The organism is Bifidobacterium sp. ESL0690 (assembly GCF_029392315.1).
Classification (GTDB): Bacteria; Actinomycetota; Actinomycetes; order Actinomycetales; family Bifidobacteriaceae; genus Bifidobacterium.
In genome coordinates this window covers 610517-636242 of sequence record NZ_CP113939.1, presented here as the reverse complement: position 1 = coordinate 636242, position 25726 = coordinate 610517, and the positions used below count along the sequence as shown (strand labels likewise).

Genomic DNA, 25726 nt, shown 5'->3' with positions numbered 1-25726 from the left:
TCGTTGCCATTATTGACATTTCAGTGATTTTCCCGAGCGATTTTGCTCTCGATTCTCACAGCGGCAGCCATACCCCCATCACCGAATGTCGGTGAGTCCATAAACGACGTCGCAGCATCACAGTTTTCGATTATTTGCGGATTATTTTTGACAGTCGCTTCGAATAAGGCCAGACGATCGATACTTGTTTTCTCAAAGCCTAAAATCGCGTCTTCAAGATGCTTCGAATACAAATCGCGATGTTTGCCAATCAAATAGCGCAGCAAATCCAAACGTGAATTCATACTGACGATATTCGACGAAGCGGGAGCAGTGCGATAACGGATCAAAGGCTTTTGGACTATCGAAACGCGAGATTGAAGATTATCGGCACCGAACGTCTCGAACAACGACAGGCAGCAATCCCAGTCCTCGAACCCCTTTTGCATGCTTTCGTCGTAACCGCCGCTTTGCCGTAGAGCAGAAACACAGAACATACATGTGGCCGGAGCGCAATTACGGCACAGGAAAGGTAACATATTGCCGCCGGTCGGCTTTACTGTCGCGTTTAAGATGCCAAAAGTCTTCATCCATGACGAAGCGGCAAAAATCTGTTCATCTGCCATCAATTCGGCCCGGGTAGCTTCGATATAATCCGGTTCCAGCAAATCATCGCCGTCAAGCATGACCACAAACGGTGTGGTGACACGGCTGAGACCGGTATTGCGGGCAGCACTCACACCGCCGTTGCTTAAGCGCGTGATGACTTCAACGGCAGGCTTCTTCTCCACTGCACTCAGTGTTTCTTTCGTAGCAATATCGTCGGATGCATCATCGACCACGATGACAAGAGCCGGGGCATACGTTTGTGCGCACGCAGATTCGACGCTCTGCCGAATCGTGGAGGCCTGATTGAAACAGGTGATTACAACTGTTATGTCGCTGGCCATACCGTTCATGGTTATATTCTATATATTCGTCTGAAAGCGCTCAAGCATCGTTTGGTCTGTGCCGCCCTACAGAACGTTTCGATAGAGGCCGAAATAGACGATAATCATCGCAGTCAAAAATAGAAATTCCCGCTGAACTTGGCACTAAACCAAATATCAGCGGGAACGTTGTTACCGTGTGACGAGGCTACTTCTCCACTACCACTACTTCGTCAACCTCACTCGCCTCGCGCTCGAGACGACGGGCGTGACCCTCGGCCTGGGAGATACCGTAGTAGGCGCCGATGGCGATGTCCTTCATATCCTCGATCTGCGGGATACGCGGGTTCGCGGGAGTGCACTGATCCTCGTAGGCACGCATGCCGATCTGGTCGAGAATGCTCCAGAAATAGGTCTCATCGACGCCGCACTGCTGGAAGCTGGAATCCATGTGAAGCTTGTTATCGCGGTAATCCTCCACCGCGAGCGCAAGGTTCTCCACGCCTTCCTCGGGGCTCTTGCCCGGGTCGATGCCGAGCACGCGGGCGAATTCCTGATAGCGCTCCGGCGCAACATACTTGTCGTATTTCGGCCAGCTCGTCGGTTCCTGCGGGATTGATCCGTTGTAGCGAATGACATAGGGCAAAAGAATCGCGTTAGTGTGGCCGTGGGCGACGTCGCACAGCGCGCCGATGGTGTGGGCCATGCCGTGGCACATTCCCAGGAATGCGGAACCGAAAGCCATGCCGGCCATCGTGGCGGCGTTGTGCATCTTTTCCTGCGCCTGCTTCTTGATCTCACCGGGCTCGGCGCAAACCGAGGTCTCGAGGTTGTCCCAGATGAGCTTGGCGGCGTGAAGGGCCATGCCATCGGTGAAATCGTTGGAATAGACGGAAACGTAGGATTCCATGCAGTGTGTCAGCGCGTCGAAGCCGGTGTTGCTGGCCAGCGTCTTCGGCTGGGTGCGGGCCAGGACCGGGTCGACGATGGCAACGGACGGGGTCAGCGCGTAATCGGTGATCGGGTACTTGTAGCCGGTCTTGTGGTCGGTGATCACGGCGAACGGTGTGACCTCGGAACCGGTGCCGGAAGAGGTGGGGATGCAAACCAACTTGGCCTTGCTTCCCAGCGGCGGGATGCGGAAGGCGCGCTTGCGGATGTCAAAGAACTTCTCGCGCACGTCGTCGAAGGAGATTTCCGGGTGTTCGTACAAGAGCCACATGATCTTCGCCGCGTCCATCGGCGAACCACCGCCCACCGCTATGATGGTGTCGGGGCGGAATTCGTCACGCATCATGGCCGCGCCACGCTCAACGGTCTCAACCGACGGCTCCGGCTCGATGTAATCGATGGTACGGAACGTGACAGGCTCGGGGCGGCTGCGCAGCTGGTCTATAACCTTGTCGACCACGCCGAGCTGCTCCATGACCTTGTCGCAGACGATGACCACGCGGCGGATATTGTACATATCGCGCAGATAACGGATGGCATTCGGCTCGAAATAGGTCTTCGGCGGAACTTTGAACCATTGCATATTGTTGTTCCTTCGAGCGATGCGCTTGATATTCAGAAGATTGACGGCCTGAACGTTGCCAGAGACGGAATTGCCGCCGTACGAGCCGCAGCCGAGCGTCAGGGACGGGGCGATGGCGTTGTAGATGTCGCCGATACCGCCGAGAGCGGAAGGCTGGTTCCAGACGATGCGGCAGGCGTGCATGCGCAAACCGTAGCGCTTCACAAGATCCTCATCGTCGGAATGGATGACGGCGGTGTGGCCGGCGCCGAATTTGAGCATGCCTTCGCACATCTCGAAGCCCTGCTCCTCGGTCTCGAAACGCATCATGGCGTGGACAGGGCAAAGCTTCTCGAGCGTCAGCGGCTCCTGCTCCCCCACTTCCTTGCACTCGGCGACCAGAATCGTCGCGTCATCGGGGACGGTGAAGCCGGCTTCACGCGCAATATACTGCGGAGACTTGCCGGGAACCACGGAGTTGAGCTTCGGCTTGCCGCCGGAATAGGCGGTGCAACCGAACATGTACTGCTCGAGTTTGGCCTTTTCATCGGCGTTGACGAAGTAGGCCTTTCGGCGCTTCAGTTCGTCGGCGAGGCGGTCGTAGACGTCGGTATGAGCGATGATGCCCTGTTCGGTGGCGCAGATCATGCCGTAATCGAAGTGCTTGGAGAGCACCAGGTCGTTGGCCACACGCTTGACGTCGACATTCTCGTCGATGTAGGCAGGGGCATTGCCGGCACCCACGCCGAGAGCGGGCTTGCCGGAGGAATATGCGGCCTTGACCATGCCAGGGCCGCCGGTGGCAAGGATCGTGGCAACGTCGGGATGGGTCATCAACGCGCCCGTGGCTTCGACCGAAGGATGTTCGATCCATTGGATGCAATCTTTGGGAGCGCCGGCCGCGACCGCAGCGTCACGCACGATGCGTGCGGCCTCAACCGAGCATTTCTGGGCGAACGGGTGGAAACCGAAGACAATCGGGCAACGGGTCTTCAACGCAATCAGCGACTTGAAGATGGCGGTAGAGGTCGGATTGGTGACCGGGGTGACACCGGCAACGACACCCACGGGCTCCGCCACTTCGTCAATGCCCATCACATCGTCCTCGCGAATAATGCCGACTGTCTTCTGACCGGCAAGGTAATGGGTGACATGCTCGCAGGCGAAGATGTTCTTGGTGGCCTTGTCTTCCACCAGGCCACGGCCGGTCTCACGCACAGCCATATCGGCCAGTACCAAGTGCTTGTTGAGCGCGGCGACCGAGGCCTTGGCAACGATGCGGTCGACCTGCTCCTGGTTGAGTTTTTCGAATTGGTTTAGCGCCTCGACGCCACGGGCGACCAGCTGGTCCACCTCGCGCTTGACGTCCGGCTTTTCATTTGTTTCGGTTTTCATGGCTTTCGTTGAAGCTTTCGTTGTGAGTGGAGTTCCGGCGTTCTTAGGTTGTGAAGTCATGACTCCCCTTTCTATTCGCAGTCATGTTCGCATCACACATCGCTGCTGCAATGTGATTCAAGTCACAATATAACGGGTCAACACTACGTTTGGCTTTTTGTTTTAGCTTGAGGCTTTACCGTGGATTTTATGTTTGTTTCGGGTGACATAAGCGAACAAATCTGCTTACTTTTTGTAAGTAAAACGGTTCCGTTGTGTTCAATCGCACAAAACCTCACATCACAAGTGGTATATAAAGAATTTCCGTTAACGTTAACGAAACTACCGGAAAGCGGGTTGTAGTAACAAAGAAGGACTATGCCTGCACTCCCCACTTCTGTCAATTTCATTGTCAAATGTATGATTAGCGTAAGAGGAGGCGGCCATGCCGAAAGCAACCACAGCGTCAATCAAAGCGCAGAATCTGCACGCAGTGACGGCACATATCTATACACACAGCGGCGTGACCAAGCAAGATCTGCAGCAAACGCTCGGGCTGAGCCTTCCAACCATCAGCCAGAATCTTCGCTTTCTTGAACAGAACAGACTGATCGCCAAAGGTGAGACCCTCGATTCGACGGGCGGACGCAGGGCGCGCACCTACGTTTTCCAACCACAGACGTGTTGCGCCATCGGCGTGGGAACCGCAAGCAACGGGGTGACGCTTTGCGCGGTGGACCTCAAGGGCGGCGTCATCGCCGAAGAACACTACGACATCACTTTCTCGGCTGATTCTCGATTTGTTTCCGATCTCGGCCAAAAAATATCCCGGTTCGCCTCCGATCTGGAAAGCAAGGGATCACACGTCCTCGGCGCGGCCTTCGCCATCAAGGGTCTTATCTCGGAGGACGGCAGCGAGGTCATCTACGGCAACATCATGAACGATACCGGCCTTGAACTCAAGGCGCTCGAAGCGGCAACCGGGCTGAAATGCGCGCTGATTCACGATTCCATGGCCTCGGCTTCGGCCGAGCTGTGGTTCGACAAAACGATTCACGACGCGATATGCCTTTACCTGGGACGGCGACCGGGCGGTGCCATCATCGTCGACGGAACCATCAGCCTCGGACCAAACCGGCGCAACGGCACCATCGAGCATATGACGCTGGTGCCCGGCGGGCTGCCTTGCTACTGCGGCAACAAAGGCTGTATGGACCCTTACTGCTCCACCGAATTTCTGAGTGGGGACAGCGGGCAAAGTTTGGACGAGTTCTTTGAAAATGTCCGAAACGGAAACGAAAAAGCCTGCGAGCGCTTCGATTCCTGGCTCGGCTATCTGGCGCAGACCATCAACAATGTGCGCAACGTCCTGGCCTGCGACATCATCGTCGGCGGTGCAGTGACGCAATATCTTGAACAGCAGGATTTCGAGAGGCTCAAGGCCAAATGTGACGATCTCAATGCCTTCCAATCCGACATGTACCAGATTCGTAAAAGCATCTGCGGGCAGAACCAGGAAATCGTCGGCGCGGCGCTACATTACATCGCCCCGTATGTGCAGAGCATTTGCAAATAGAAGTTCTGGCACTTCCGGGCAAGCACAAACCGGCATTTCCAACGCAGCATCTCCGATCCGGCACTTGGGACACAATGCTCTCATTTTCAATGCGGCGCTTCCAATCCAGTGCTTCTAATCCTGCACCCTCAATAAAAAGCGCGACGGTAAGCATATAAAATTCGTGCTTACCGTCGCTAAAGTCCGTAATCCATCACAACGGACGCGGGCAGCGAATAATGTCAGACGATCTGGCAGAACTCGATGGTCTCGCGGTTCGGGCCATAAATATTGAAGTAACGAATACCGTTATTCCAGAATGTCGGGATGGACTGAATCTCCTTGTCCTTCAGCTCGAGTCCGAGCGCCTTCGCATTCTCGAACGCGGCCTCAATGTCCGGCGTATCCAGCGCCCAATGGTTGATGGCGCCGTCCTTCATCGCCACCGGGTCGCCTTCCCAAGTCTCGATGGTCAGATGGCCGTAACGCAGGAACGCGCAACGGTTCTTCCCATTCGGGAAGAGGCCAGCCAGCTCGAAACCGAGCTTCTTGGTGTAGAACTCGATGGTCTCGTCCAGGTCCTTGGCGGGCATGCCGGAATGCTGGAAATCCGTGGTGAAATCAGACATTGGCTTCATATGAACTCCTTTGTAAACTTGCTGAACTATTCAGGTCAGACGTTAACGCCGAATTTACTTGCCTACCTTGGCGACGGCCTTCGAAACGCCTTCAATCTTGCCGTCGAGGAAGTCCTGCACGTCTTCAAGCGCAAATTCGTGGCTGATCAGCGGGTCGACGTTCACCTTGCCGCTTTCCAGCAGGCTGATGGCGCTCTTGAACGTCAGCGGGTTGATGAAGGATCCCTGGATGGTCAGCTGCTTCTTGTAGATATCATACGTATTCATCTCGAAGCTTGCTTCCTGAGGACCCACGCCGAACATCAGGACCTGCGCGCCCTTCTTGGTGGCCAGAACCGCGGTATGCTGCGTTTGCGGCAGGCCGACGGCCTCCACGACGATGTCGTATTCGTTCTCCGGAATCGCGACATTGTTGGTGTTGTAGATGTTCTTGACATTAAACAGGCGTTGGTTGAGCTCGAGCTTTTCGTCGAAAAGCCCTGCAAGATCGACCTGATGGACACCGTAGGCCTGAAGAACCTGCACGAAAAGCTGGCCCATGAAGCCGTCGCCAATCACCAGTGCTTTCTGGTAAGGATGGACGTCGAGCAGATCCACACCGTGCACCGCACAGGAAATCGGCTCAATGGTCGCAGCATCCTTGAGGCTCACACTGTCCGGCAGCTTATAGACGACCGTTGCGGGGGCGGTGAACTGCTCTTCTAGGCCGCCGTCACGGGTGACGCCGACGGCACTCAGGGAGTCACAGAGTTCGGGGCGCTGGGTCAGGCAGTATTCGCACTGGCCGCAGTAGATGTTCGGGTCGACGGCCACGCGGTCGCCGGGCTTGACGTTGGTGACACCCTCGCCGATCGCCTCGACCACGCCGGAATTCTCGTGACCCAGCACGATCGGCGGCACTGCTGAAGCCGAACCGGGACGGCCTGCGTAGAGATCGTGGTCGGTGCCGCACACGCCTGCATATGCAGTATTGATCAATACTTCGCCGGCCTTGAGCTCGGGAGTTGGCCGATCCTCGATTTCGAATTGCTTCACGCCGGTTAACACAAGAGCCTTCATCGCTATTCCTTTCACGTTTGATTGTTGGTTTGCGACCGCTGCCACTGAGTTCTGCGCTGATTCTCAACGAAAGTCGACATCGGCTTGGTGTCGCAACAAGGTCACTATAACTCTTGTAAACCAGTTATGCAAATCTATTTTATAGAAGTTTTGCATTTGTCTGTTTACAGCACTATCGCACTCCGCAATCGCGGGCTCAAGATATGAAAAATCCCTCCATAACCATTTGGCTGGGAGGGATTTTGTAAACAGCTTTGAAAGCGAAAATCAACGCTTCGAGAACTGAGGCGCACGACGTGCCTTGTGCAGACCTGCCTTCTTACGCTCCACGACGCGGGCGTCGCGGGTGAGGAAGCCGGCCTTCTTGAGCGCGGCACGGTTGGCGTCGCGGTCAATGGCGTTCAGTGCACGGGCCACGCCGAGGCGGATGGCGCCGGCCTGACCGGTGGTGCCGCCGCCCTCAACGAGGACGATGACATCGAACTTGTTCTCAAGCTTCAACAGAACGATCGGAGAGTTGACCTCACGCTGCTGCAGACGGGAGGGGAAGAACTCCTCCAGGGTGCGGCCGTTGATGGTCCACTTGCCGGAACCGGGAACCAAACGCACGCGGGCGATGGCTTCCTTGCGGCGGCCCGTACCGTAGCCCGGGGCGATCGTGGAAGCACCGGTGCCAGCACCGGCGTTGGTTTCAGTGGTAAATGAAGTAAGTTCCTCTTCGGTCTCTTGAACCGCGGAGTTATTGGTATTTTCAGCCATGATTCGTTATCTCCTCTCGGTTCACTTGGCCTGCTGCGAAACCGCAGCGATCTCAACCGGCTGGGGCTTCTGCGGGGTATGCGGGTGATCGGGACCAGCGAAGACGTGGAGACGATCGAGTTCGACCTTGGACAGGCGGTTCTTCGGCATCATGCCCTTGACCGCTTCGCGGACGATGCGCTCAGGGTTGCGCTTGAGCAGATCGGCGTAGCTGTCGGCGCGAAGGCCGCCGGGACGACCGGAGTGCGCGTAGAGCACCTTGTCCATCTTCTTGCCAGTCAACGCAATCTTTTCGGCGTTGATGATGATCACGTGATCGCCCAGATCGGCGTTCGGCGCGAAGGTTGGCTTGTTCTTGCCGCGCAGCAAAAGCGCTGCCCTGGTTGCAAGCTTGCCCAGCACCACGTCGGTGGCGTCAATGATGTACCAGTCGTGAGTCAGATCAGCTGGCTTCGGTGTGAAAGTTTTCACGAGTGTACCTTTTCTTTATATTGTGTTCCCGGCCAAATCGGCAAAACCTTACGATGATGCCTTTCCGACCGCTTTATCCGTGGGCTCCCTGAAAGTCCTAGTGCGAGTGGGAAAGCGCTTTGAAGGACCCCTCTAGGGAAACACAACAACTCACCATTGTACCTAAACCCCTGACTAATCGCAACGCGGCGAAACGGTGATGTCGGCATAATGAATTTCCAGGCTGACGGCTGCTCTGCGCAGGCCCGTCTACGTTTCGGAGACTCTCCAGTTTTGATTGCGCGAAAGAGCAAGACAATCCCTCTAGAAAACGTACATGTTATCGACTCAAAACGTACGAAACCAGCAGAACTGTCTTATTACTCGCAAGACTGTCTTGTCAGTAGCGCGATCTTCAGCCAAGTCTGCCTTGTGCAGCGTGACTGACATCGGTGGACTCGTCTTGCGCAAGCCGTTGCAAAGTGGCCTGCGCACAATTCGGATTGAGCGCGGCGGCCCGGCGGACCATCGCTGCAAGAATCGTAGGAGCCTTGGGCTCGGATTCGATGCCCAGCTTGGCGAGGAAATCGAGGGTGTCGGCCGAGGTCTCGGGGTTCTGCGCACCTTCGAGACGCATCTTCCACGAGGTCTGCGGATTGCGCAGCGCGGCTTCACGCACCTTGCCCGACCTGTCTTTGGTAAGCCTGCCGACCAGCCAGTTCTTGTCATCCGCGTTTGCGGCGACGGCCTCGCGGACATCATCGTTCTCATCTTCGGAAAGCTTGACCAGAATATTCGGGAAAGGCATCGTCGAAGCCAAGAAAATACGGTCTTCCAGGGGGGTGTTTTGATTGCCGGCCACCGCCTCAAGCAGTGCCGTGGCACGCGAAAAAGCGGCCTGCTCGGCTCTCGGGGGCAAGGGCTCACGCGCGGCAGCACTCAGCTCGGCGGAATCTTGCGTGTGGCGCAATTCCTCATAGGTGTCGGTCAACGGCTCGAAATCATCGTCGCCGACATCGCTGTCGGAATCAGTGGTCTTCGCATTTTCAGAAGCAGGACCAGCAGCCGTATCACCAGAATCACTATCCGAAGTTGCAGCGGTATCGGAGGTATTCAGAGTATCGGAATCATTCTGAGCATCGGAATCATTCGGCGTATCGGCACTATTATTCGCCGCGCTTTCGGGCGCTGAGGCAGGAGCACCTGTCTCAGCATTATTCCCTTCTGCCCCACCTACGGGCATCGCGCCTTGATTCTGGTCCGCTTCGCTCTGATCCATTTCGCTCATGGTTCCAGCTTAACGCGAGCCGGAGAATCGTTGTGCACTCGAAAACCAAATTCACAGTATTAAAGGGAACAGAGCTAGAGACGCGATAACCGCGCCCTAGCGTTGAACGCTTCACGGATGCGCACTTCGAAATCCGAAGCGTTGACCGACGGGACGGAAAGGCGCATCGAAACACGGTCGGTGAATTCTTTGTCCTCTTCGTTACCACCGGCTTGTGCGAGCAGCTGCTCGAAACGGCCAAGCCACGGGTATTCCAGCACGATTCGATAATGACGCATCGGCACGATTCGCTTCACATCCGCTGCCTTCACCGCCATGGATGCTGCCGTGGAATAGGCACGAATCAGGCCACCCGAACCCAGAAGAATGCCGCCGAAATAGCGGGTGACGGTGATGACGCAATCAGTGAGCTTGCCCATGCGAATCACGTCAAGAATCGGCTTGCCAGCCGTACCACTCGGCTCTCCGTCGTCGCTCATCCGCTCTTTGGCTGAGCCCTCCGCAGCGCCGAGAATCGCTGCGAAAGCGACGTGACGCGCCTTCGGGTTCTGGTCTCGGATGACTTGTACGAACGCGAGCGCCTCGTCCAAGGTCTCGATATGGCAAGCGTCACCTATAAATTCGGATTTCTTCTCGATAAACGAATCATGCGCGGGCGCGTCGGCAGCATTTCTAATCGTGGAAAATCCGTCGATGATATCGTCACGCTCGCTGCCCACTGAGCTGCCTTCCGATTGATGGGATGAAATATTCTGATGCCTCCACTTTACTTTTGGCTACGGGCATACTGTCAAAATGTCCCGATTAACACACTTCCAGGCTGCGAAAACCCAAATTCCCTGCATTTACGTTACTTATTACGTTTTGATGATAAAAGTCAATTGTGAAAATTCTTATTCACGATATCAAAAAATGGATTTTGACCCGACCTGCGTATTTTGTCTGCTAGACTGACCGATTAAGGAGCAGGGGACAAGGATGTTCCTCAGCTCCCCATACTGGCTTTCAAACCCTTCGATTCGCGGCTTTTCACAACGTTTCTCGGCATTTTGCAGCTCATGTCGTTCAAACGGATTGTCACCTGCGGTAAGTCCTCCGGCCGTCTGACTCGACCATTACAGTAATGTTATGCAAATCTCTACTGAACGACTTATTTTGAGGCCTTGGAAACACGGTGACCGTGCCGAAGCGGAATCGCTGTTTCGTTATGCCTCCGACCCCGAAATCGGGATTCGCTGCGGTTGGATGCCACACCACAGCGTCGAGGAAAGCATGAATACGCTCGATAACGTCTTTACCGGCGACGAGAACTACGCCATTATGTTGCGCAGCGAGGACGGCGACGGCAGCCCGATCGGGGCCATCGAGCTCAAGAAAACCGAGCCGGGCGACCACGCCGGCGAATTCGTGCAAGAAGCTGTTAATTCACATGACTTGTTCGACGGCATCGACGAAAGCGAGATGGAACGAGCTCTCGCCCACTACGAGGGCGACCGGGTGCTCGGCTACTGGATCGGGCGGCCATTCTGGGGACAAGGTTTAATGACCGAAGCGCTGCAGATGATGATCCGGCACGCGTTCGTGGACCTTGGGTGCAACGCCGTGTGGGGCGGGCACTACGTCGAAAATCCCGCTTCCGGCAAGGTGATGGAGCACTGTGGCATGCAGACGGTGTGCCGCAAAGACGGCGACTACTTCCCGCTTATCGATCGCACCTACGACGCCATCCTGCGGGTGATTACAAAAGAGGAATGGGAACGCGGCGGAGACAACACGGATAAAGCCGATAACTAGGAAACAACTCATTGATAATCTCAACACTCAAGCTAGTAAACCGTACTAATCCCAGTAGCCATCATTGATAATTCTCATTCAAGGATGTACGTCAGGCAGGAATAAGCTGCCGGGCGTTGCTAGCTATTTGAGAAAAGCCGAGTACCTTGATTCCATACTTAGCAAAGCCGGTAACCGCCGTCTGGTTTATTGCCTTCTCACGATCATCTGTAAAGACGATCAGAACAGCTCCTCTGCGTTCATGTGTTTCGCTAACATCAATCCACGCAAAAGTAGTGGTGGCCATCGTCCGTTCATCAAGCTGACTCGGAGCCTGTGCGAATGTTGTAGGAAGCGTTCTGCTTTTCTGAAACAGGAAATTAAAGTTATGCGAGTAGAGCGATTTCCCCTGAATATTGATATCTTGCGTATAGAAAATACCTTGTTGCGTCAGCGCCTCGGCAACATCGTCAACGAAATATGAGGTGGTTTTGCGCGAAACCACTTCAACAAGCGAATCGATGTGAATTAAAGCCTGAACGTACCGATTCATCGCGTCCCCGGACTTCTCTGGACGCGCCTTCATGATGATGGAGCCGTTTTCACAGGTTGCTCCGAACTGTCTTGCCGTTTGCGTTAAACGTTCCGCTCGTTTTCCTTTGAAATTGAAACCGGAAGTTTGAAGACCATTAAGAGTATAGCCGTCGTCATCAAAATGCAAGGCTCCGTCTTTGAAACGCGCATAGAACTGGAAATGGTCACCGGTATGGTCAAGAAAAGGAACCGTGACCTCCTGCCACGAATCCACTTTCCGCAATGAAGAATGTTCATGTAGCCAATCCGCATAACTCTTTACGAGTGTATCTATTCGAAAGTCGGTTTTCATGGCATCATCGCGTCTTGTAAAAGCGGCTTTTTCACTACATTGAAGCGTTGAAGCAAAAGCAAGGTATCATTTACAAAATTCGATGACTCAATGTCAACAGACTCGGCAAAATTCTCCGCATACCCACTTCGATAAATATGAAGATGATTACCAAGGATGATAGTACCGTCAGGATTACTATGCGGCTGACTGGGGTTCACGCAAAGTCGCATGAGAACGATACCTCCTCCCTGTATTCTTGCACTTATCGAATGCTTATCAAAGTCTATTTTGCCACGATACAAGTCAATATGGAACTTATCCGCACCGTTTTGCGATTCGACATCAAACCCCTTGTGTTGTTCTCCGCCAGCAGGCATGGTGAACTCATCAACTAACGCATCTTTAAGCTCTTCAAGTAAGCGACGTGCCGTGACCTCATCCAATTCAACCATTTTGCGTCCTTGCCTAGTGATTTAAGCTCTATATATCCAATAAATATAGTATGACATAAAATAACCTATTTTTTTCTTCACATTGCTTTTATTGCATCACAGCTTTACAAAACACTAGTATAAAAACGGAATACATATTGCCAATGAAGGCTATCAAAGGAGAAATAATGGTAGAGACAACATACATCAACACTTTTCATTTAAAATCCGAAGTTGTTGAAATCAAAGACGATAAAAGCGAAATTCATGCATATCGCAATCAATACGATATTCGGATTAATCGCAAAGAATCAGCAGAAAGCCTCATGATCTCAAATCAAGAAGATAACGATCAAGGCACAAATACATTGATTTTCATAGGACTCAATCCAAGTGACGGAGGATCAAAGAAAATTACCGACCCAACCATTGAGTCGTTAATACAGCTCATCAATGGGGATTCAAGCCATCTTGATGAGGACAACCCTCTTAGAACTGAAATTATGAACTGTAATCATCTCATTATGGTAAATTTGTTTACTCAAATAACCTCTAAATCAAATAATCTAACTCAAAAAATGAATGAAGGCATAAATCATAAGAAAGTTATTAAAGACACCTTGAACAATAACCCGAACGCAATAATCATTTGTGGGTGGGGCGCACAAAGTAGTGCCTCAAAATATATTAAAATTGCAATCGATGAGATTACGCCCGTTCTTAAAAGCGCTACAAACTGGATATTATGTCTTAACGGCGAAAATGAAAACGACAAGTACACTGCACCCTCATGGAGTCCACTTGCAACTGGAAACACAGAATTGCCACTTCAACAATTTAAAGCTTTTGCCAAATAAACGGGAGGCATAAGTCACCTACAAACAACAAGCCGGCAATATGGCTTGAGAACATTCCCAAACCATGTTGCCGGCTGTTACTCTTCAGGTCTCTTTTGGAAAATCAGTCCTTGCTGATCCTTTCGGCCGTCTCTCCGATCTTCTTGGTCGTGGGGAGCCAGAGGATGATCATGAAGAGCACGGCGTGCTCGACGATGTTGTACGCGGTCATCTGAGCGTTCCAGTGCTTGGACTGCCACATGTCGAACCATTCGGAACCGATGATGGAGAAGCCGCCGTACCAGATGCAGATGGCGATGATGAACATGACATAGCCGAAGGTCTTGGACTTCGCGAACGTTTCCTCATCCTTGTTGACCGCGCGGATCATCTTGTAGGTGCCGTAATAACCGGTCAGGCAGGTGCAGGTCTCGCAGAAGATCAGGAAGCAGTAACCGATGACGTGGATCGGAACGGCCTTGATCGCACGCCACGTCACGGCATTGGCGGCCGGCAGGTCATCCATCATCATGACGTGATGGATGAACGCATAGTTCGAGCCCCAGTCCATGTAGTTGCCTGCAGCCACGAATAACGCGAATGAAGCGAACATGAAGACCACGAAAATCTTGATCCATCGCTGTAATTTTGCCTCAAACATACTTCTCTCCTACTCTCGCGAAACTCTTTCATAAACACCATCGTCACAACCGCATATCAAAGAAACCAATAGCAGGGCAACTCTGTACTGTTCTGGAAAGAAGCTTCTATTTTGCAACGTTTCCCAAACGGAACAGTGATAATTTTACCCAATTTATTATTGGATTATGAGAATTTTTAGTGAGATTCGATACATATCGGCTTTGCCGCTATACGACAAATCTATAGGTTGCTATAAAAGACAGGCCGCAACCGTACAGTAAAGGGCTTCCAAGGAAATCCTTGAAAGCCCTATTCGCGGAGCCGGAGAGATTCGAACTCTCGAACCGCTTGCGCAGTTAACACCTTAGCAGGGTGCCCCTATCGGCCACTCAGGCACAGCTCCGAGCTGCGGACGCATACGCGAGCGCAACATTTCAATACTATATCAGCATCAGGGGACGCACGCCACTCCGAATTTCGCTCGTGTCCCCATTTCTTTTACTCGGCTTCCTGTTCTTACCGACGATAAGACACAACCAATGAAACATGCGTCATTACCGCCTCCAAAAACATTACTGATTCCGGAAACTTCGCTAGAAACGGCCGGCGATGCACACGATATCCGAGCTTTTACATCGTTTCCGGATCAGGGGCGTGCTGGCCCGAGAACGTAATCACTACAGCGACAATGACCAGAGCCACCCCCGCCAAATCCCCCGGTGTCGGGATTTCACCGATAATCAAGCCGACCAGCAAGGCCATCACCGGATTGATCGCCTGGATAACCGAGTAGCGCGCGGAAGAGATACGGCGCATGATGACCTGGTCGATGATATAGGGCAGGAACGAGGCGAAAACCGAAACGACCAGCATCACGCCAAGCAACTTCAACGAGCCGAATTCGCCGCGCGCCCACGTCGCGCTCGGCTTGGGGCTGATGACCCCTTTAATCGCCGGAACGGCAAGGAAAACGGACTGCACCAACCAACCGATAAACATGCTCAATGCCAGTGAATCAAGCGGGTTGGAACGCTTGGCGACCATGCGGCCGAAGACGATATAGCAGCCCCACATCACGCCGTCGATAAGAATGGCAATGAGACCAATCATGAAGTGCGGGTATTTGGCAGGGTTCGCGAACGATACGCCAGCCAACAACACCACGCCGCCCGCTGCAAGTAGGATGCCGACGCGTTCGCGCCAGCTGTGGCCGGTCAGGACGGCGACACCGAGCGGGCCGATGAATTCTATCGAAACCGCGATGCCGATGTCCATGTTGCTCATGCCCAGGTAAAACAGCGTGTTCATCAGCATCACGGAGATGCCTGCGAGCGCGACGATCCACCAATCGCGCGAGGTGCGCGGCAGGCCCGCACGCTTCGCTTGCGAGAGCGGTCGACGCCAGATCATCATGAGCATGGCTCCGAAACCGATGCGATACCAGGCTGCAAGCAGCGGGTCGAGCTGGGTGAACGCAAGCTTGGCAACAGACGTGGCCAAGTAAATCATCAAGCCTTCGCCCATGATGATAAGAACCACCGGAATGCGATTGAACACGGCATCCAAGCGTGAACCTGGCGGTTCGATTCGTGCAGAACGCGGCTTTTCAGGCTGGGTTTGTGGCGCAGGCGAAGACGAAGAGGAAGAAGACGGCATAATCACCTAAATTACACCGAACTGCCCAATAGCGAAAGGGTGATTTTACGACGTGACACAATCGAGGATGACGACGTAAGCAGGCGAACGGACTTATTGTCAATTCGATATTCTCAACAGGTCCGGAAAATTCCGACACTCGCGCGCACCCGCCACTTATAGAGATTTTTGTAGCGCTAACGGGCTTTCAACCATTAATAATTACCGATAAACCTCAAAAATCTTAAACCTGCATAGACGTCGCTTTTGCTTGCTGTGGCGAGGAAATAAGCAAACGTAATTTTCCGCAGTTTCAGCTCATCGCAGGTTTCACAACGGGCATGAATGGCACGACAATGGACTCGGCGCACACTTACAATGGGAGCATGAGCACAGCACCAAGGAACGCCGCCGCGAAACGCGACTGGGGTCACGACGAGACCGGTTGCACGGTGCTGCATATCGACATGGACGCCTTCTACGCCTCGCTGGAAATCGCACGGCATCCGGAGTTGAGCGGACGACCCGTCATTATTGGCTGGCCGGGGCCGCGAAGCGTGGTGTCGGCGGCCAATTACGAGGCACGCAAATACGGTGTCAACTCGGCAATGCCTATGGTGCGGGCGAGGCAGCTTTGCCCAGGCGGCGCATACGTACGGGTCGACATGACTTATTACAGAATGATGTCGAAACGAATTTTCGACGAAGTGTTCCGGCAAGTCACCGACCAGACCGAGCAGGTCTCCGTCGACGAAGGCTATATGGATGTTTCGAGCGCGCTGCTGCGATGGAAGTCGCCGAGCGTCATTGGGGCATGGATTCGCGCACAAGTCGCGCAACGATTCGGAATTACCTGCTCAGTGGGCATTGCGGCGAACAAACTCGTGGCGAAAGTGGCCTCAACCAACGCGAAGCCGGACGGGATGCTGCTCATTCCGAAGGCACGGCACGCTGAGTTCGTGCAGATGATGCCATTGCGCGGGATTCCCGGCATCGGACCGTCGCTCGAGAAACGGCTTAACGAGTGGGGGGTCAAGACTGTCGCGGACTTGGCCAAAATGGACGAAACAGCATTGCTGCAGGCGACACGGTCAAAAATCACTGCGCACAACCTGTATCTCGCGGCACGCGGAGAAGACGAACGACCCATCGTCACGCATGCGCCGGAGAAATCCATCGGTGCGGAAATCACCTTTGAGCAGGACACTCGGAGTTTCGAGGAAGTGCGGGAACTGCTGCACCATTGCAGCAACGAAGTGACGCACGCCTTGCGGCAGAAGGGTTTGGAGGCGCGCACGGTGACGGTGAAGCTGCGGTTCGCCGACCTGAGCTATTCCACCAAGGCGCACACGCTCGAGCGGCCCATCGACACAGCCGCTGCGATGTACCCCGAGTCCGTGGCGCTCTTGAAAGCCATGCTCAAGATGCCGGCCGATGCCAGCGACGACACTCCCCTGCCGCGCGAGATTCGGCTCGCGGGTGTCAGCGCCAGCTCGCTGAGCGCCAAGGGCTCCACGCCTGTGCAGCTGACGATTGATGATTTGCTGGGCGATGACGCAGGCTCTGACGAGGGTGTCGGGGCAGACGCTGGAAATAAAGATGGTATCGGCATGAACGGTAACGGCGAAAACAGAGAGGGCAAGGACGAAGACAACGCTGGCAACAGCATTTTTAACAGCAATAGTGAGTCACACAGCGGCAAGAGCAACGGCACCATCGCAAACAGCAACAGCGCAGGCAACACACGCAATGACGGCATCGCAAGCAACAACGAAGGCCAAGGCAACAGCGGCAGAAACCACGCCAACCCAACCCATGCCAACCGCAACAATAACGCTTACGGAAATGGCCGAAACAACAAAGAGCGCATCCGCAGCGCCGAAACAGTGCTCGACGCAGTCCGCGAGCGCTACGGATCGGGCGCGGCCACCCTCGGCCTGGAGCACGGCGACTGGAAAGCCAAGCAAATCGCCAACAACAGCAAGCCGGAACAGTAGATCATATAGCTCCGCATGCCACGTCCAAACAAGTTCAATGACATACTGCCGTACCTTAGGGTCTATTCCAAATCGAACTTACGACGACAAATCAGCGAATCCACTCAAGGATTTTGAGCCTGTTCACTTCTTCGATGGGACATACGATAAAAATCAGGATTCGGGAAAAATTGATTTCCTAGTATCTTCAGCGATTACCATACGTTTGCGCACCCACGACGGCCGGACCAACAGACCTTTGCACTGAGCATAGACCATCAACGCAAGGCCAGCAGCACCCAGAAGAATCACCGGAACGATGCTGGCTTCGAGACCAAAACTGCCTCCGGTCATGATGTCGGATCCAGACCATTTAACATTCAGCCACGAATCCTGTCTGCCATTGCCGGAAACGATGGAGCCGAAAATCGGCCCTTCGGCGATGTTCCACATAATGTGCTCGCCGATGCACACCCAGAGGGAACGGGTCACGAAATAAAGCGCCGCGGCAAGAATACCGTCTTCGATGGCGATGGCCAGTCCTCCCCAGAGCGAGCCGTCCTCATTGCCCAAATGCATGAGCCCGAACACCAGCGCCGAAACCACCAGCGCGCCCCATGAACCGAGCCACTCCTCGACCAAGCGAAGCAGCATGCCACGCATCATAATCTCTTCGGCAACGCCGGCACAGATGCCTATGGTGATGATATCCCGCCAAGTGTGATAGTAATTGGAATTAAAGCCCAAGACCCGATAGTTTCCTGTCAGAGCAAGGATTCCAACGCATATGGCAATGGCACCGAAGCCTATGACGCCGCCGAGAATCAGCCCCTTGCACCTGGCCAGACGAAACTCAAATGGATGCGAGCGCTGTTCCATGCCGTAGACGACGACCAGATATCCGGCAATCGCCGCCGCGACTTCGATGATCATGTCAAGAAGCGCGCTGGGAGAACTCAAATCACTCGTATAGAACATCTTCAAATTGCCGGTCATTACCAAACTCACCGCAGCCAGTATGAGCGACACGTCAAATACGACGAAGATGAACACACCCAGGAAAACGAGGCCGCGAAGCAAAGGGTTCAGCCTTTTGGGATGGGACATCGTTTTATCCCGACCCAGTAAACGCTCAGGATGATCTTGTGTAAGCAGATCGCTGGTTCTTACTCTCTGATCGACATGCATAGTTATATAGGATAACCCAGCATACTTACCAAAATTATCCGATATCGATAGCTCTCAGACGAGATTTCTTATCACAACTGGACTTTCCACTACGGACGCAATTGAAGATGCGACCGACCAAAAGTACAAAAACCGCGGCTAAAACGTGCTTTTGTCACAGCAAAATCAAAAACGCGACCAAGAAGCTTGAATTCCACGCTTTTGGTCGCATCGTTGAAATAACGGATTTAGCCGTGCAGGCGAGCGACAACCTCAGCGATGGAAGCGTCGGGAGCTGTGGCGGAGAAACGCAGATGAGTAGGGGCGCCGTAGAATTCGCCGGGACTGGCAATGATGCCGAGACGAGCCAAATCGGCCATATCCTGCCAGCAATTGCCGCTTTTCGCGCGGACCCAGACGTAGAGTGCACCTTGCGGCATGCGTGCGTCGTAGCCGTAGGCACGCAGGCCCTCGACCAGCTGTTGCAAACGCTGGGCATAACGGGCACGCTGGGCACGGACCGAGCCGAAATCATGCAACGCTGCGGCCATTGCAGCCTGAACCGGGCCGGGAATGATTTCGCCAATCTGCTTACGATAAACCGTCATCGGGCGAACGAGCGTGGGATCACCGGCGATGAGCGCGGTACGGTAACCGGCCATGTTGGACTGCTTGCTCAGTGAGTAAAGCACGAGAATGCCCTCGGCACTGCCGTCGCAAACATCGGGCTGCAGCATGCAGGGAGCAGGACTTGGCTCGACATCATTGCCATCAGCCCACGTGAGCAGTCCATAGCATTCGTCGGAAAGAACCACGGCGCCGATTTCGCGGGCCGCGGCAACGATGCGGTGAAGCTGCGAGGCCGAAAGCACTTCGCCGGTCGGGTTGCTCGGGGAATTGACCCAGATGGCCTTGACGCCGGGAACGGAACGCCACGAATCGACGTCGGCGATATCGGCAGCTTTGTAGGTCTTGGCACCGGCCAGTTGGGTGCCGATATCGTAAGTGGGATAGGATACTTCGGGCTGCACAATGACATCACCTGGGCCGAAATGCAGCAGCGACGCCATCAGCGCCACGGCCTCCTTGGAGCCGACGGTGGGCACGAAGTCAGCGTCAATCGCTTCGAAATCGACACCGCGATTGGTCTGGAACCACTCACGCACAGATTTGCGTAGAGTCTCGGTTCCAGCAACGGTGGGATAGCCATGGGCATTCGGGGCATCGGAGGAATCGGCGAGCGCCTGCTGGACGCTGGCCGGTACCGAGTCAACCGGTGAGCCGACGGAAAGGTCAATCATGCCACCTGGTGCGTTTTTGGCGGTTTCCCTGTACGGTGCGACACGATTCCAATCGTAGGGAGAATCAAACCTGTAAAAACCCATCTCACGTCGCCTTTCGCGTCATTTCGGTAGAACATATACTAGCGATGATACCGGCGACAGCGCCAAAAGGTATCTCCATATATCACGCAACCAGCGAAATTGCCTTCGGACAGACCTTACCTTGGCCAAAAGTCCGAGGTACGCCTCAATCGTCTCCGCAATATTCAAAGATACCTTTGAAACGCTGAAATGGCAGAGAAACGATAGGTAAAATCAGACTATGCTTACAAAGGCAAAGCCCGCGAATTTCACATTGGAAAGTGAAAACACGCGGGTCGAAACGTCTTAAACGTAAGCCGGAAAATCAGTCCTGATTCTGCGGGGGAAGCGCAGCGATACGGGCCTCGTCCTTGCCGGACGGACCGGCGGCCTGAGCGCCGCCCAAATCACCGAGATCGTTGAAATACGTGACCGCTGCATCCTTGTACCAAGCCCATTCCTCAGGCACGTCGTCCTCGTAGAAAATCGCCTCGGTGGGACACACAGGCTCGCAGGCGCCGCAGTCCACACACTCATTGGGATTGATGTAGAGCGTACGGTCGCCCTCGTAAATGCAGTCGACCGGGCATTCGTCCACACACGCCTTATCTTTGACGTCGATGCAGGGCTGAGCAATCACATAAGCCATTGAAGAGGCCTCCTTACAAGCTTCAAGTAGTATCAGCCTACGTTTAAGCAACGACGGACAGGCGTCGCCGGCAACGCGAACCTAAGCTCTCCGGGCCTCGGTATTTTCCTCCGTCAGACCGGCCAAATCCAGATTTTCCTCGGCCTCTTCCACATCCTTGTCAAGCTGCCCGGTACCGAGCAAAGAGTGACGATAGGAATAACCGAAATAGATGCAGAAGCCGATCAGCAACCAGACCACGAAACGAATCCACGTCAGAACCGTCAGATTCAGCATCAGCCACAGGTTGGCCACAGCGATCAGAATCGGAACCCACGGGCTGCCGGGAATCTTGAAGGAACGCGGCAGGTCGGGGCGTTTCTTACGCATGATCGGGATGGAAATCGCGACCAGCGTGAAGGCCGAAAGCGTACCGATATTGACCATGTCGGCCAGGATGGAGACGTTGAAACTCGATGACACAATCGCAAAGAGGATGCCCACGGCGATCTGCAGCTTGGCGGGCGTGCCGCGCTTGCCGACTTTCGAGAGACCACGCGGCAACAGGCCGTCGCGGCTCATGGCGAAGACCACGCGGGTCAGGCCGAGCAGCAACACCATGACCACGGTGGTCAGACCGATGACAATGGCGAAGGAGATGATCTTGGCGGCCCAGGTGGCCCCCACAAGCTCGAAACCGGTAGCCAACGACGGATCCTTGGCCTTCGCAAGGTCCTTATAAGAAACCATGCCGGTGGTGACGATGGCAACGAGCATGTACATGACGATGACCAGCACCATGCCGAGGCCGATACCCAGAGGCACGTTGCGCTTGGGGTTCTTGGTCTCCTCGCTGGCGGTGGCCACCACGTCGAAGCCCAGGAACGAGAAGAAGACCAGAGCGGCGCCGGAGATAATGCCGGAAACGCCGTAAACGGTCGGCTGCTGGCCCGTGACCCATTGCATAAGCGGCTGTGTCATAACGCCGCCGGAATCCGGCCCAAGCACTTTGCTGGCAGGCTCGGACGGCGGAATGAACGGCGTATAGTTCGATGTTTTGATATAGAAGAAACCGACGACGACCACGAAGACGACAATACCGATTTTCAGAATGGTGAAAGCACCGTCGACACGAGCGCCGATTCTGGTACCCAGCACCAGAAGCACCGTGAAGAACGTGATGACAATCAGAGGGGCCCAATCGAACGTGAATTTGCCGAAATGAATTTCCGTGCTGGAATTGAAGCCCATCAGGCGCAGGAAATCGTTGAGGTAGACGCTCCAATATTTGGAGACCACGGAACCGGCCATCAGCATCTCGAGAATCAGGTCCCAGCCGATGATCCAGGCCACCAGCTCTCCTACTGTCGTGTAAGTGAATGTGTAGGCGGAACCGGCGGCGGGAATCATCGAGGCGAACTCCGCGTAGCACATCACCGCGGCCCCGCAGATGATGCCGGCGATAAGGAAGCTCAGGATGGCCGCAGGACCGGCGTGGAAGGCGGCGGCCTGCGCGCCGATGGAGAAGATGCCGGCACCGACGGCAACGGCCACACCCATGACGGCCAAATCCCAAGCGCCGAGGTTGCGTACCAGCTTGCGGTCGCCGGTAGCCGTTTCGGCCAGCGCTTGCTCCACCGATTTCGTTCTGAAAAGATTCATGACCTTCTATCCCCTTCGTCCGTTTCTCAACCCTAAGTGAATGGACCTACCGAAAGCATATGGAGATGACATGACGACAACGTTACCGGTTTCAGCGCAGATCCATGCCCACAACCACCGGCTCGGGGACCAAGCGGATGCCGAACTTTTCTTCGACACCGGTTTGGATGGTCTTGGCAAGTTCCTCGACATCGCCGGCGTGGGCACCGCCACGATTGGTCAGCGCAAGTGTGTGGAGCGTCGAGAGACCGGCCTTGGCATCGGGACGCACCTTGTAGCCCTTGTGGAAACCTGCATGGTCGATCAGCCATGCGGCCGAGGTTTTGACACCGGGTTCGCCATTTGGCAGCGACGCTTTGAACTGTGGAGCTTCAGGGGGCAGCTTGGCCGCCTGTTGTTTGGTCAGTATCGGGTTCATGAAGAAACTGCCACAGCTATGGCGGTCGAAGTTCAGAGGGAATCCCGCTTTGCCACTCACATTGGTTAAGCTATCTCGACTTGCCAGATCGTTTGCCGAGAATGCATCGGCAAAGGTATGAAAATTCTTGCAACCACGCATCACAGGCAGCAAGTATCGGTTCGGGTCTTCCAACATGCCCTTGGCGGCGCGCACCTTGAGCACGGCCTGCCGAATGTCGGCATTCGGCATCCGCTCCCCCACCTCGATATCAAGAGCCTTGGCGAGCTGGTCGAAAGCAACTTCGTCAGTTCGATTGCGTTGCAGTTCAAACGTCACGGCAAGCACGACGTAGCGCGGTGTCGGGAAATAGCTGCCGGCCGGAGTTGCCGGAGCGGTATACATACTGGATTTCAAAGCCGAACTACGGTATCCAAAATACATATCGTCACGGTCAAGCTGGCGTATACGCTGGTTTTCCCGGTCGAAAACACGGACCGAGGAGACGCAGGAAGCGACTTCCTGTCCGTAGGCACCGATGTTCTGCACCACCGAAGCCCCGACAGAACCGGGAACCCCGGAGAGTCCTTCAATCCCCGAAAAACCAGAATCGACGCAGAAGGCCACGAAATCGTCCCAGTTCACGCCAGCCTGCGCCACGATGGCAACACTGCCGGCGTTCACATCGGCATGGGCATCATCGTCCAACACCGAAATACCTCGGCGGGCATCGCGCACAACGACGCCATGGAACGGCTCATCGGCGACGAGCAGATTAGACCCGCCTCCAATGACCAACAGCGGCAGACCCGCGGCATCGGCGTCACGTACAGCGTCGACGAATTCCTCTTCGCTTTGCGGCTCGACAAATCGATCGACAGCCCCACCTACACCGATGGTGGTGAGTTGTGCCAAAGTTGGAGCTGGTTGCTTTTGCGAATCCACTTGCCCTGTCATGTCGCCGTAACCCATCTTTCCGTCGTATCTTTGCTTTCGTATCTGCTCTCCGAATATGAAAAAAGCCCGACCGAAGTCAGGCTCCATCAATGCTGAAACTCAACGAGTCTCGCGATGCACAGTTTCCTTGCCGCAACGAGGGCAGAACTTCTTGAGTTCGAGACGATCCGGGGTATTGCGACGGTTCTTGGTCGTAATATAGTTACGCTCCTTGCACACCGTGCATGCCAGCGTGATGCCCGGACGGACTGCGGCGCTTTTGCTTGCCATTGGTTCACCTTCTGCGTGTTGTTTCTTGCCAACTTCTGTCGGTAGTTTGTAGCGGGAAAGAGACTCGAACTCTTGACCTTACGATTATGAGTCGTACGCTCTAGCCAGCTGAGCTATCCCGCCAGAGAGCCTCGGGTGAGAATCGGACTCACGACCTCTTCCTTACCAAGGAAGTGCTCTACCACTGAGCTATCGAGGCGTGGCGGATAGTGGATTCGAACCACTGAAGCTATCAGCGGCTGATTTACAGTCAGCTCCCTTTGACCGCTTGGGAAATCCGCCAATTACTCACTTCGTGACTTTGAAAGCCTCGAAGCAGGCAACTTGACTATAATGGCACGGACCGCAGACGGATGCAAGTCCACGACACGCCAAGTGTGTCGGAAAACAATGCCGCCAAACCAACAAAATGTTGGAATGACGGCATTTTGACACGAATTTTATATCGGGATGATTTTTAGGCTTCTGTCGCTTTACTTTCAGACGATGCGATCAGGCGATGCCATCATCCTTCAGGCCTTGGCAGACTTCGATGACCTTGTCGTTGGCTTCGGTCTCGCCGATAGAGATACGGATGCCCTCGCCATCGAAGACGCGGGTGGAAAGGCCGGCGGCCGTGAAGCGCGCAGCGGCCTCGCCGGTCTTGCTGCCAAGCGGAAGCCAGAAGAAGTTCGCATACGGCTCCGGGAAATCCCAGCCCTGAGCGCGCAGCGCCTTGACCACGCGGCCGCGTTCGCCGATCAGCCCCTGCACACGCTCCATCAGCTCGTCCTTGGCATCAAGCGAGGCGATGGCGGCAATCTGTGCGGATTGGGTGACGCCGAACGGCAGCGACATCTTGCGCATGCCAGTGATCACGTCAGGCTGAGCGATGCCATAGCCGATGCGCAGACCGGCCAGGCCGTAAGCCTTGGAGAAGGTGTGAGCCACCACGATGTTCGGATATTCGCGGTAGAGCTTCATACCCACGCTGGTGTCCGGAGCAGTGTTGAAGTGGATGTAGGCCTCGTCGAAGAGCACGATTACGTCGCTCGGAACGGCTTCCATCAGGCGCCGGGCATCCTTGTCGCTTACCGACGAAGAGGTCGGGTTGTTCGGGTTGTTGACGATGATCATGCGGGTCTTGTCGTTGATCGCGGCGATCATCGCGTCGATGTCGTGGCCGCCGTCGGGACGATTGGGAATCTGGACGCTGGTGGCACCCGCGCCGGAGACGATGATTGGATAGGCTTCGAAGCTGCGCCACGGGTAAATCACCTCGTCGCCGGGGCCTGCGAGCAGGTTGGTGAGCTGGGTGATGACCTCGGTGGAGCCGCAGCCGAGGACGATTTCGTCCTGGCCGACTTCGTAATCCTTGGCGAGGCGTTCGATGACCTGCCAACCGCCCATATCCGGGTAACGGTTGATGCGGTCGAGCGCGTGGTCTTCGATGGCCTTCTGCACACTGGGCAGCGGCGGGTTCGGATTCTCGTTGCTGGAGATCTTGTAGGAACGCTGGCCCGCGACTGCGGGGGCCGGCTTGCCTTGCTTGTAGGCAGGAATGGTATCAACTATGGCACGATGTTTGAAAGTCATA

General features: G+C 54.7%; 22 protein-coding genes, 4 tRNA genes and 1 pseudogene. 4 read left to right on the top strand and 23 right to left on the bottom strand.

Annotated elements, in window-relative coordinates; all coding sequences use genetic code 11:
* Positions 1–20: 20 nt before the first annotated feature.
* Positions 21–938, bottom strand: a complete 918-nt coding sequence (locus OZX62_RS02420) for a glycosyltransferase family A protein (RefSeq protein WP_348519300.1) — start codon at positions 936–938, stop codon at positions 21–23.
* A gap of 178 nt (positions 939–1116) precedes the next feature.
* Positions 1117–3816, bottom strand: a complete 2700-nt coding sequence (adhE, locus tag OZX62_RS02415; protein WP_277177004.1) for a bifunctional acetaldehyde-CoA/alcohol dehydrogenase — start codon at positions 3814–3816, stop codon at positions 1117–1119.
* A 424-nt stretch (positions 3817–4240) separates the two neighbouring features.
* Here adhE and OZX62_RS02410 point away from each other — a divergent pair, with 424 nt between their 5' ends.
* Positions 4241–5371 carry an ROK family transcriptional regulator gene (locus OZX62_RS02410; RefSeq protein WP_277176451.1) on the top strand — a complete coding sequence of 377 codons (1131 nt, stop codon included), beginning with the start codon at positions 4241–4243 and terminating at the stop codon, positions 5369–5371.
* A 221-nt stretch (positions 5372–5592) separates the two neighbouring features.
* Here the strand turns inward: OZX62_RS02410 and OZX62_RS02405 are convergent, their stop codons facing one another.
* The 6 genes from OZX62_RS02405 to OZX62_RS02380 all read right to left on the bottom strand — a co-directional run bounded on the left by OZX62_RS02405 (position 5593) and on the right by OZX62_RS02380 (position 10221).
* The gene (locus OZX62_RS02405; protein ID WP_277177003.1) at positions 5593–5979 is read right to left on the bottom strand and encodes a VOC family protein; all 387 of its coding nucleotides are present in this window, start codon (positions 5977–5979) and stop codon (positions 5593–5595) included.
* A gap of 63 nt (positions 5980–6042) precedes the next feature.
* Positions 6043–7047 (bottom strand): zinc-dependent alcohol dehydrogenase family protein, encoded by a 1005-nt coding sequence (locus OZX62_RS02400; protein ID WP_277176450.1) that lies wholly within the window; start codon positions 7045–7047, stop codon positions 6043–6045.
* Positions 7048–7314: 267 nt separating this feature from the next.
* On the bottom strand, positions 7315–7806 hold the full coding sequence (gene rpsI, locus OZX62_RS02395; protein WP_277148890.1) for a 30S ribosomal protein S9: 492 nt from the start codon (positions 7804–7806) through the stop codon (positions 7315–7317).
* A gap of 21 nt (positions 7807–7827) precedes the next feature.
* Complete coding sequence (rplM, locus tag OZX62_RS02390) at positions 7828–8277, bottom strand: 50S ribosomal protein L13 (RefSeq protein WP_277143808.1); 450 nt, start codon at positions 8275–8277, stop codon at positions 7828–7830.
* Positions 8278–8671: 394 nt separating this feature from the next.
* Positions 8672–9373 carry an AbrB family transcriptional regulator gene (locus OZX62_RS02385; protein ID WP_277177002.1) on the bottom strand — a complete coding sequence of 234 codons (702 nt, stop codon included), beginning with the start codon at positions 9371–9373 and terminating at the stop codon, positions 8672–8674.
* 245 nt (positions 9374–9618) lie between these two features.
* Positions 9619–10221, bottom strand: coding sequence for a YigZ family protein (locus tag OZX62_RS02380; RefSeq protein ID WP_277177001.1), 603 nt, complete (start codon positions 10219–10221; stop codon positions 9619–9621).
* Between the two features lie 478 nt (positions 10222–10699).
* On the opposite strand from OZX62_RS02380, the gene OZX62_RS02375 reads away from it, so the two are divergent.
* Positions 10700–11338 (top strand): GNAT family N-acetyltransferase, encoded by a 639-nt coding sequence (locus OZX62_RS02375; protein ID WP_277176449.1) that lies wholly within the window; start codon positions 10700–10702, stop codon positions 11336–11338.
* A 91-nt stretch (positions 11339–11429) separates the two neighbouring features.
* On the opposite strand, the gene OZX62_RS02370 is transcribed toward OZX62_RS02375, so the two are convergent.
* On the bottom strand, positions 11430–12125 hold the full coding sequence (locus tag OZX62_RS02370; protein ID WP_277176447.1) for a DUF1828 domain-containing protein: 696 nt from the start codon (positions 12123–12125) through the stop codon (positions 11430–11432).
* A 74-nt stretch (positions 12126–12199) separates the two neighbouring features.
* Complete coding sequence (locus tag OZX62_RS02365; protein ID WP_277176446.1) at positions 12200–12637, bottom strand: hypothetical protein; 438 nt, start codon at positions 12635–12637, stop codon at positions 12200–12202.
* 167 nt (positions 12638–12804) lie between these two features.
* Here OZX62_RS02365 and OZX62_RS02360 point away from each other — a divergent pair, with 167 nt between their 5' ends.
* A complete protein-coding gene (locus OZX62_RS02360; protein ID WP_277176445.1) occupies positions 12805–13473 on the top strand; it encodes a DUF1643 domain-containing protein in 669 nt (222 codons plus the stop codon).
* A 103-nt stretch (positions 13474–13576) separates the two neighbouring features.
* Here the strand turns inward: OZX62_RS02360 and OZX62_RS02355 are convergent, their stop codons facing one another.
* The 3 genes from OZX62_RS02355 to OZX62_RS02345 form a co-directional block, all read right to left on the bottom strand.
* Entirely contained in the window at positions 13577–14113 is a 537-nt protein-coding gene (locus OZX62_RS02355; RefSeq protein WP_277176444.1) for a DUF2165 domain-containing protein, read from the bottom strand.
* 297 nt (positions 14114–14410) lie between these two features.
* A tRNA-Ser gene (locus tag OZX62_RS02350) sits at positions 14411–14497 on the bottom strand.
* A gap of 227 nt (positions 14498–14724) precedes the next feature.
* Complete coding sequence (locus OZX62_RS02345; protein ID WP_277177000.1) at positions 14725–15618, bottom strand: EamA family transporter; 894 nt, start codon at positions 15616–15618, stop codon at positions 14725–14727.
* Positions 15619–16115: 497 nt separating this feature from the next.
* Between OZX62_RS02345 and dinB the strand changes: the two are divergent.
* A pseudogene (gene dinB, locus OZX62_RS02340) lies at positions 16116–17282 on the top strand (DNA polymerase IV); the annotation flags it as partial.
* Between the two features lie 597 nt (positions 17283–17879).
* Here dinB and OZX62_RS02335 read toward each other — a convergent pair.
* From OZX62_RS02335 to OZX62_RS02290, 10 genes are all read right to left on the bottom strand, one after another.
* Positions 17880–18812: a type II CAAX endopeptidase family protein gene (locus tag OZX62_RS02335; RefSeq protein WP_277176443.1), complete on the bottom strand. Its 933-nt coding sequence runs from the start codon at positions 18810–18812 to the stop codon at positions 17880–17882.
* Between the two features lie 308 nt (positions 18813–19120).
* Complete coding sequence (gene dapC / locus OZX62_RS02330) at positions 19121–20257, bottom strand: succinyldiaminopimelate transaminase (RefSeq protein ID WP_277176442.1); 1137 nt, start codon at positions 20255–20257, stop codon at positions 19121–19123.
* 304 nt (positions 20258–20561) lie between these two features.
* Positions 20562–20885, bottom strand: a complete 324-nt coding sequence (fdxA, locus tag OZX62_RS02325) for a ferredoxin (protein WP_277156935.1) — start codon at positions 20883–20885, stop codon at positions 20562–20564.
* A gap of 81 nt (positions 20886–20966) precedes the next feature.
* On the bottom strand, positions 20967–22526 hold the full coding sequence (locus OZX62_RS02320) for an amino acid permease (RefSeq protein WP_277176441.1): 1560 nt from the start codon (positions 22524–22526) through the stop codon (positions 20967–20969).
* A 91-nt stretch (positions 22527–22617) separates the two neighbouring features.
* Positions 22618–23880 carry a UDP-N-acetylmuramate dehydrogenase gene (locus OZX62_RS02315; RefSeq protein ID WP_277176439.1) on the bottom strand — a complete coding sequence of 421 codons (1263 nt, stop codon included), beginning with the start codon at positions 23878–23880 and terminating at the stop codon, positions 22618–22620.
* 99 nt (positions 23881–23979) lie between these two features.
* The gene (rpmG, locus tag OZX62_RS02310) at positions 23980–24150 is read right to left on the bottom strand and encodes a 50S ribosomal protein L33 (protein WP_277143788.1); all 171 of its coding nucleotides are present in this window, start codon (positions 24148–24150) and stop codon (positions 23980–23982) included.
* Positions 24151–24199: 49 nt separating this feature from the next.
* Positions 24200–24273, bottom strand: a tRNA-Met gene (locus OZX62_RS02305).
* 4 nt (positions 24274–24277) lie between these two features.
* Positions 24278–24349, bottom strand: a tRNA-Thr gene (locus tag OZX62_RS02300).
* A gap of 1 nt (position 24350) precedes the next feature.
* Positions 24351–24432 (bottom strand) — tRNA-Tyr (locus OZX62_RS02295).
* A gap of 210 nt (positions 24433–24642) precedes the next feature.
* On the bottom strand, positions 24643–25725 hold the full coding sequence (locus OZX62_RS02290; RefSeq protein WP_277176437.1) for a histidinol-phosphate transaminase: 1083 nt from the start codon (positions 25723–25725) through the stop codon (positions 24643–24645).
* Between the last annotated feature and the right edge of the window lies 1 nt (position 25726).

What these genes read in the sequence shown, in the direction of transcription:
- OZX62_RS02420 (WP_348519300.1), bottom strand. Translation starts at nt 938, where the DNA reads ATGAACGGTATGGCCAGCGACATAACAGTTGTAATCACCTGTTTCAAT.
- adhE (WP_277177004.1), bottom strand. Translation starts at nt 3,816, where the DNA reads ATGAAAACCGAAACAAATGAAAAGCCGGACGTCAAGCGCGAGGTGGAC.
- OZX62_RS02410 (WP_277176451.1), top strand. Translation starts at nt 4,241, where the DNA reads ATGCCGAAAGCAACCACAGCGTCAATCAAAGCGCAGAATCTGCACGCA.
- OZX62_RS02405 (WP_277177003.1), bottom strand. Translation starts at nt 5,979, where the DNA reads ATGTCTGATTTCACCACGGATTTCCAGCATTCCGGCATGCCCGCCAAG.
- OZX62_RS02400 (WP_277176450.1), bottom strand. Translation starts at nt 7,047, where the DNA reads ATGAAGGCTCTTGTGTTAACCGGCGTGAAGCAATTCGAAATCGAGGAT.
- rpsI (WP_277148890.1), bottom strand. Translation starts at nt 7,806, where the DNA reads ATGGCTGAAAATACCAATAACTCCGCGGTTCAAGAGACCGAAGAGGAA.
- OZX62_RS02365 (WP_277176446.1), bottom strand. Translation starts at nt 12,637, where the DNA reads ATGGTTGAATTGGATGAGGTCACGGCACGTCGCTTACTTGAAGAGCTT.
- OZX62_RS02360 (WP_277176445.1), top strand. Translation starts at nt 12,805, where the DNA reads ATGGTAGAGACAACATACATCAACACTTTTCATTTAAAATCCGAAGTT.
- OZX62_RS02355 (WP_277176444.1), bottom strand. Translation starts at nt 14,113, where the DNA reads ATGTTTGAGGCAAAATTACAGCGATGGATCAAGATTTTCGTGGTCTTC.
- OZX62_RS02345 (WP_277177000.1), bottom strand. Translation starts at nt 15,618, where the DNA reads ATGGGCGAAGGCTTGATGATTTACTTGGCCACGTCTGTTGCCAAGCTT.
- OZX62_RS02335 (WP_277176443.1), bottom strand. Translation starts at nt 18,812, where the DNA reads ATGTCCCATCCCAAAAGGCTGAACCCTTTGCTTCGCGGCCTCGTTTTC.
- dapC (WP_277176442.1), bottom strand. Translation starts at nt 20,257, where the DNA reads ATGGGTTTTTACAGGTTTGATTCTCCCTACGATTGGAATCGTGTCGCA.
- fdxA (WP_277156935.1), bottom strand. Translation starts at nt 20,885, where the DNA reads ATGGCTTATGTGATTGCTCAGCCCTGCATCGACGTCAAAGATAAGGCG.
- OZX62_RS02320 (WP_277176441.1), bottom strand. Translation starts at nt 22,526, where the DNA reads ATGAATCTTTTCAGAACGAAATCGGTGGAGCAAGCGCTGGCCGAAACG.
- OZX62_RS02315 (WP_277176439.1), bottom strand. Translation starts at nt 23,880, where the DNA reads ATGACAGGGCAAGTGGATTCGCAAAAGCAACCAGCTCCAACTTTGGCA.
- rpmG (WP_277143788.1), bottom strand. Translation starts at nt 24,150, where the DNA reads ATGGCAAGCAAAAGCGCCGCAGTCCGTCCGGGCATCACGCTGGCATGC.
- OZX62_RS02290 (WP_277176437.1), bottom strand. Translation starts at nt 25,725, where the DNA reads ATGACTTTCAAACATCGTGCCATAGTTGATACCATTCCTGCCTACAAG.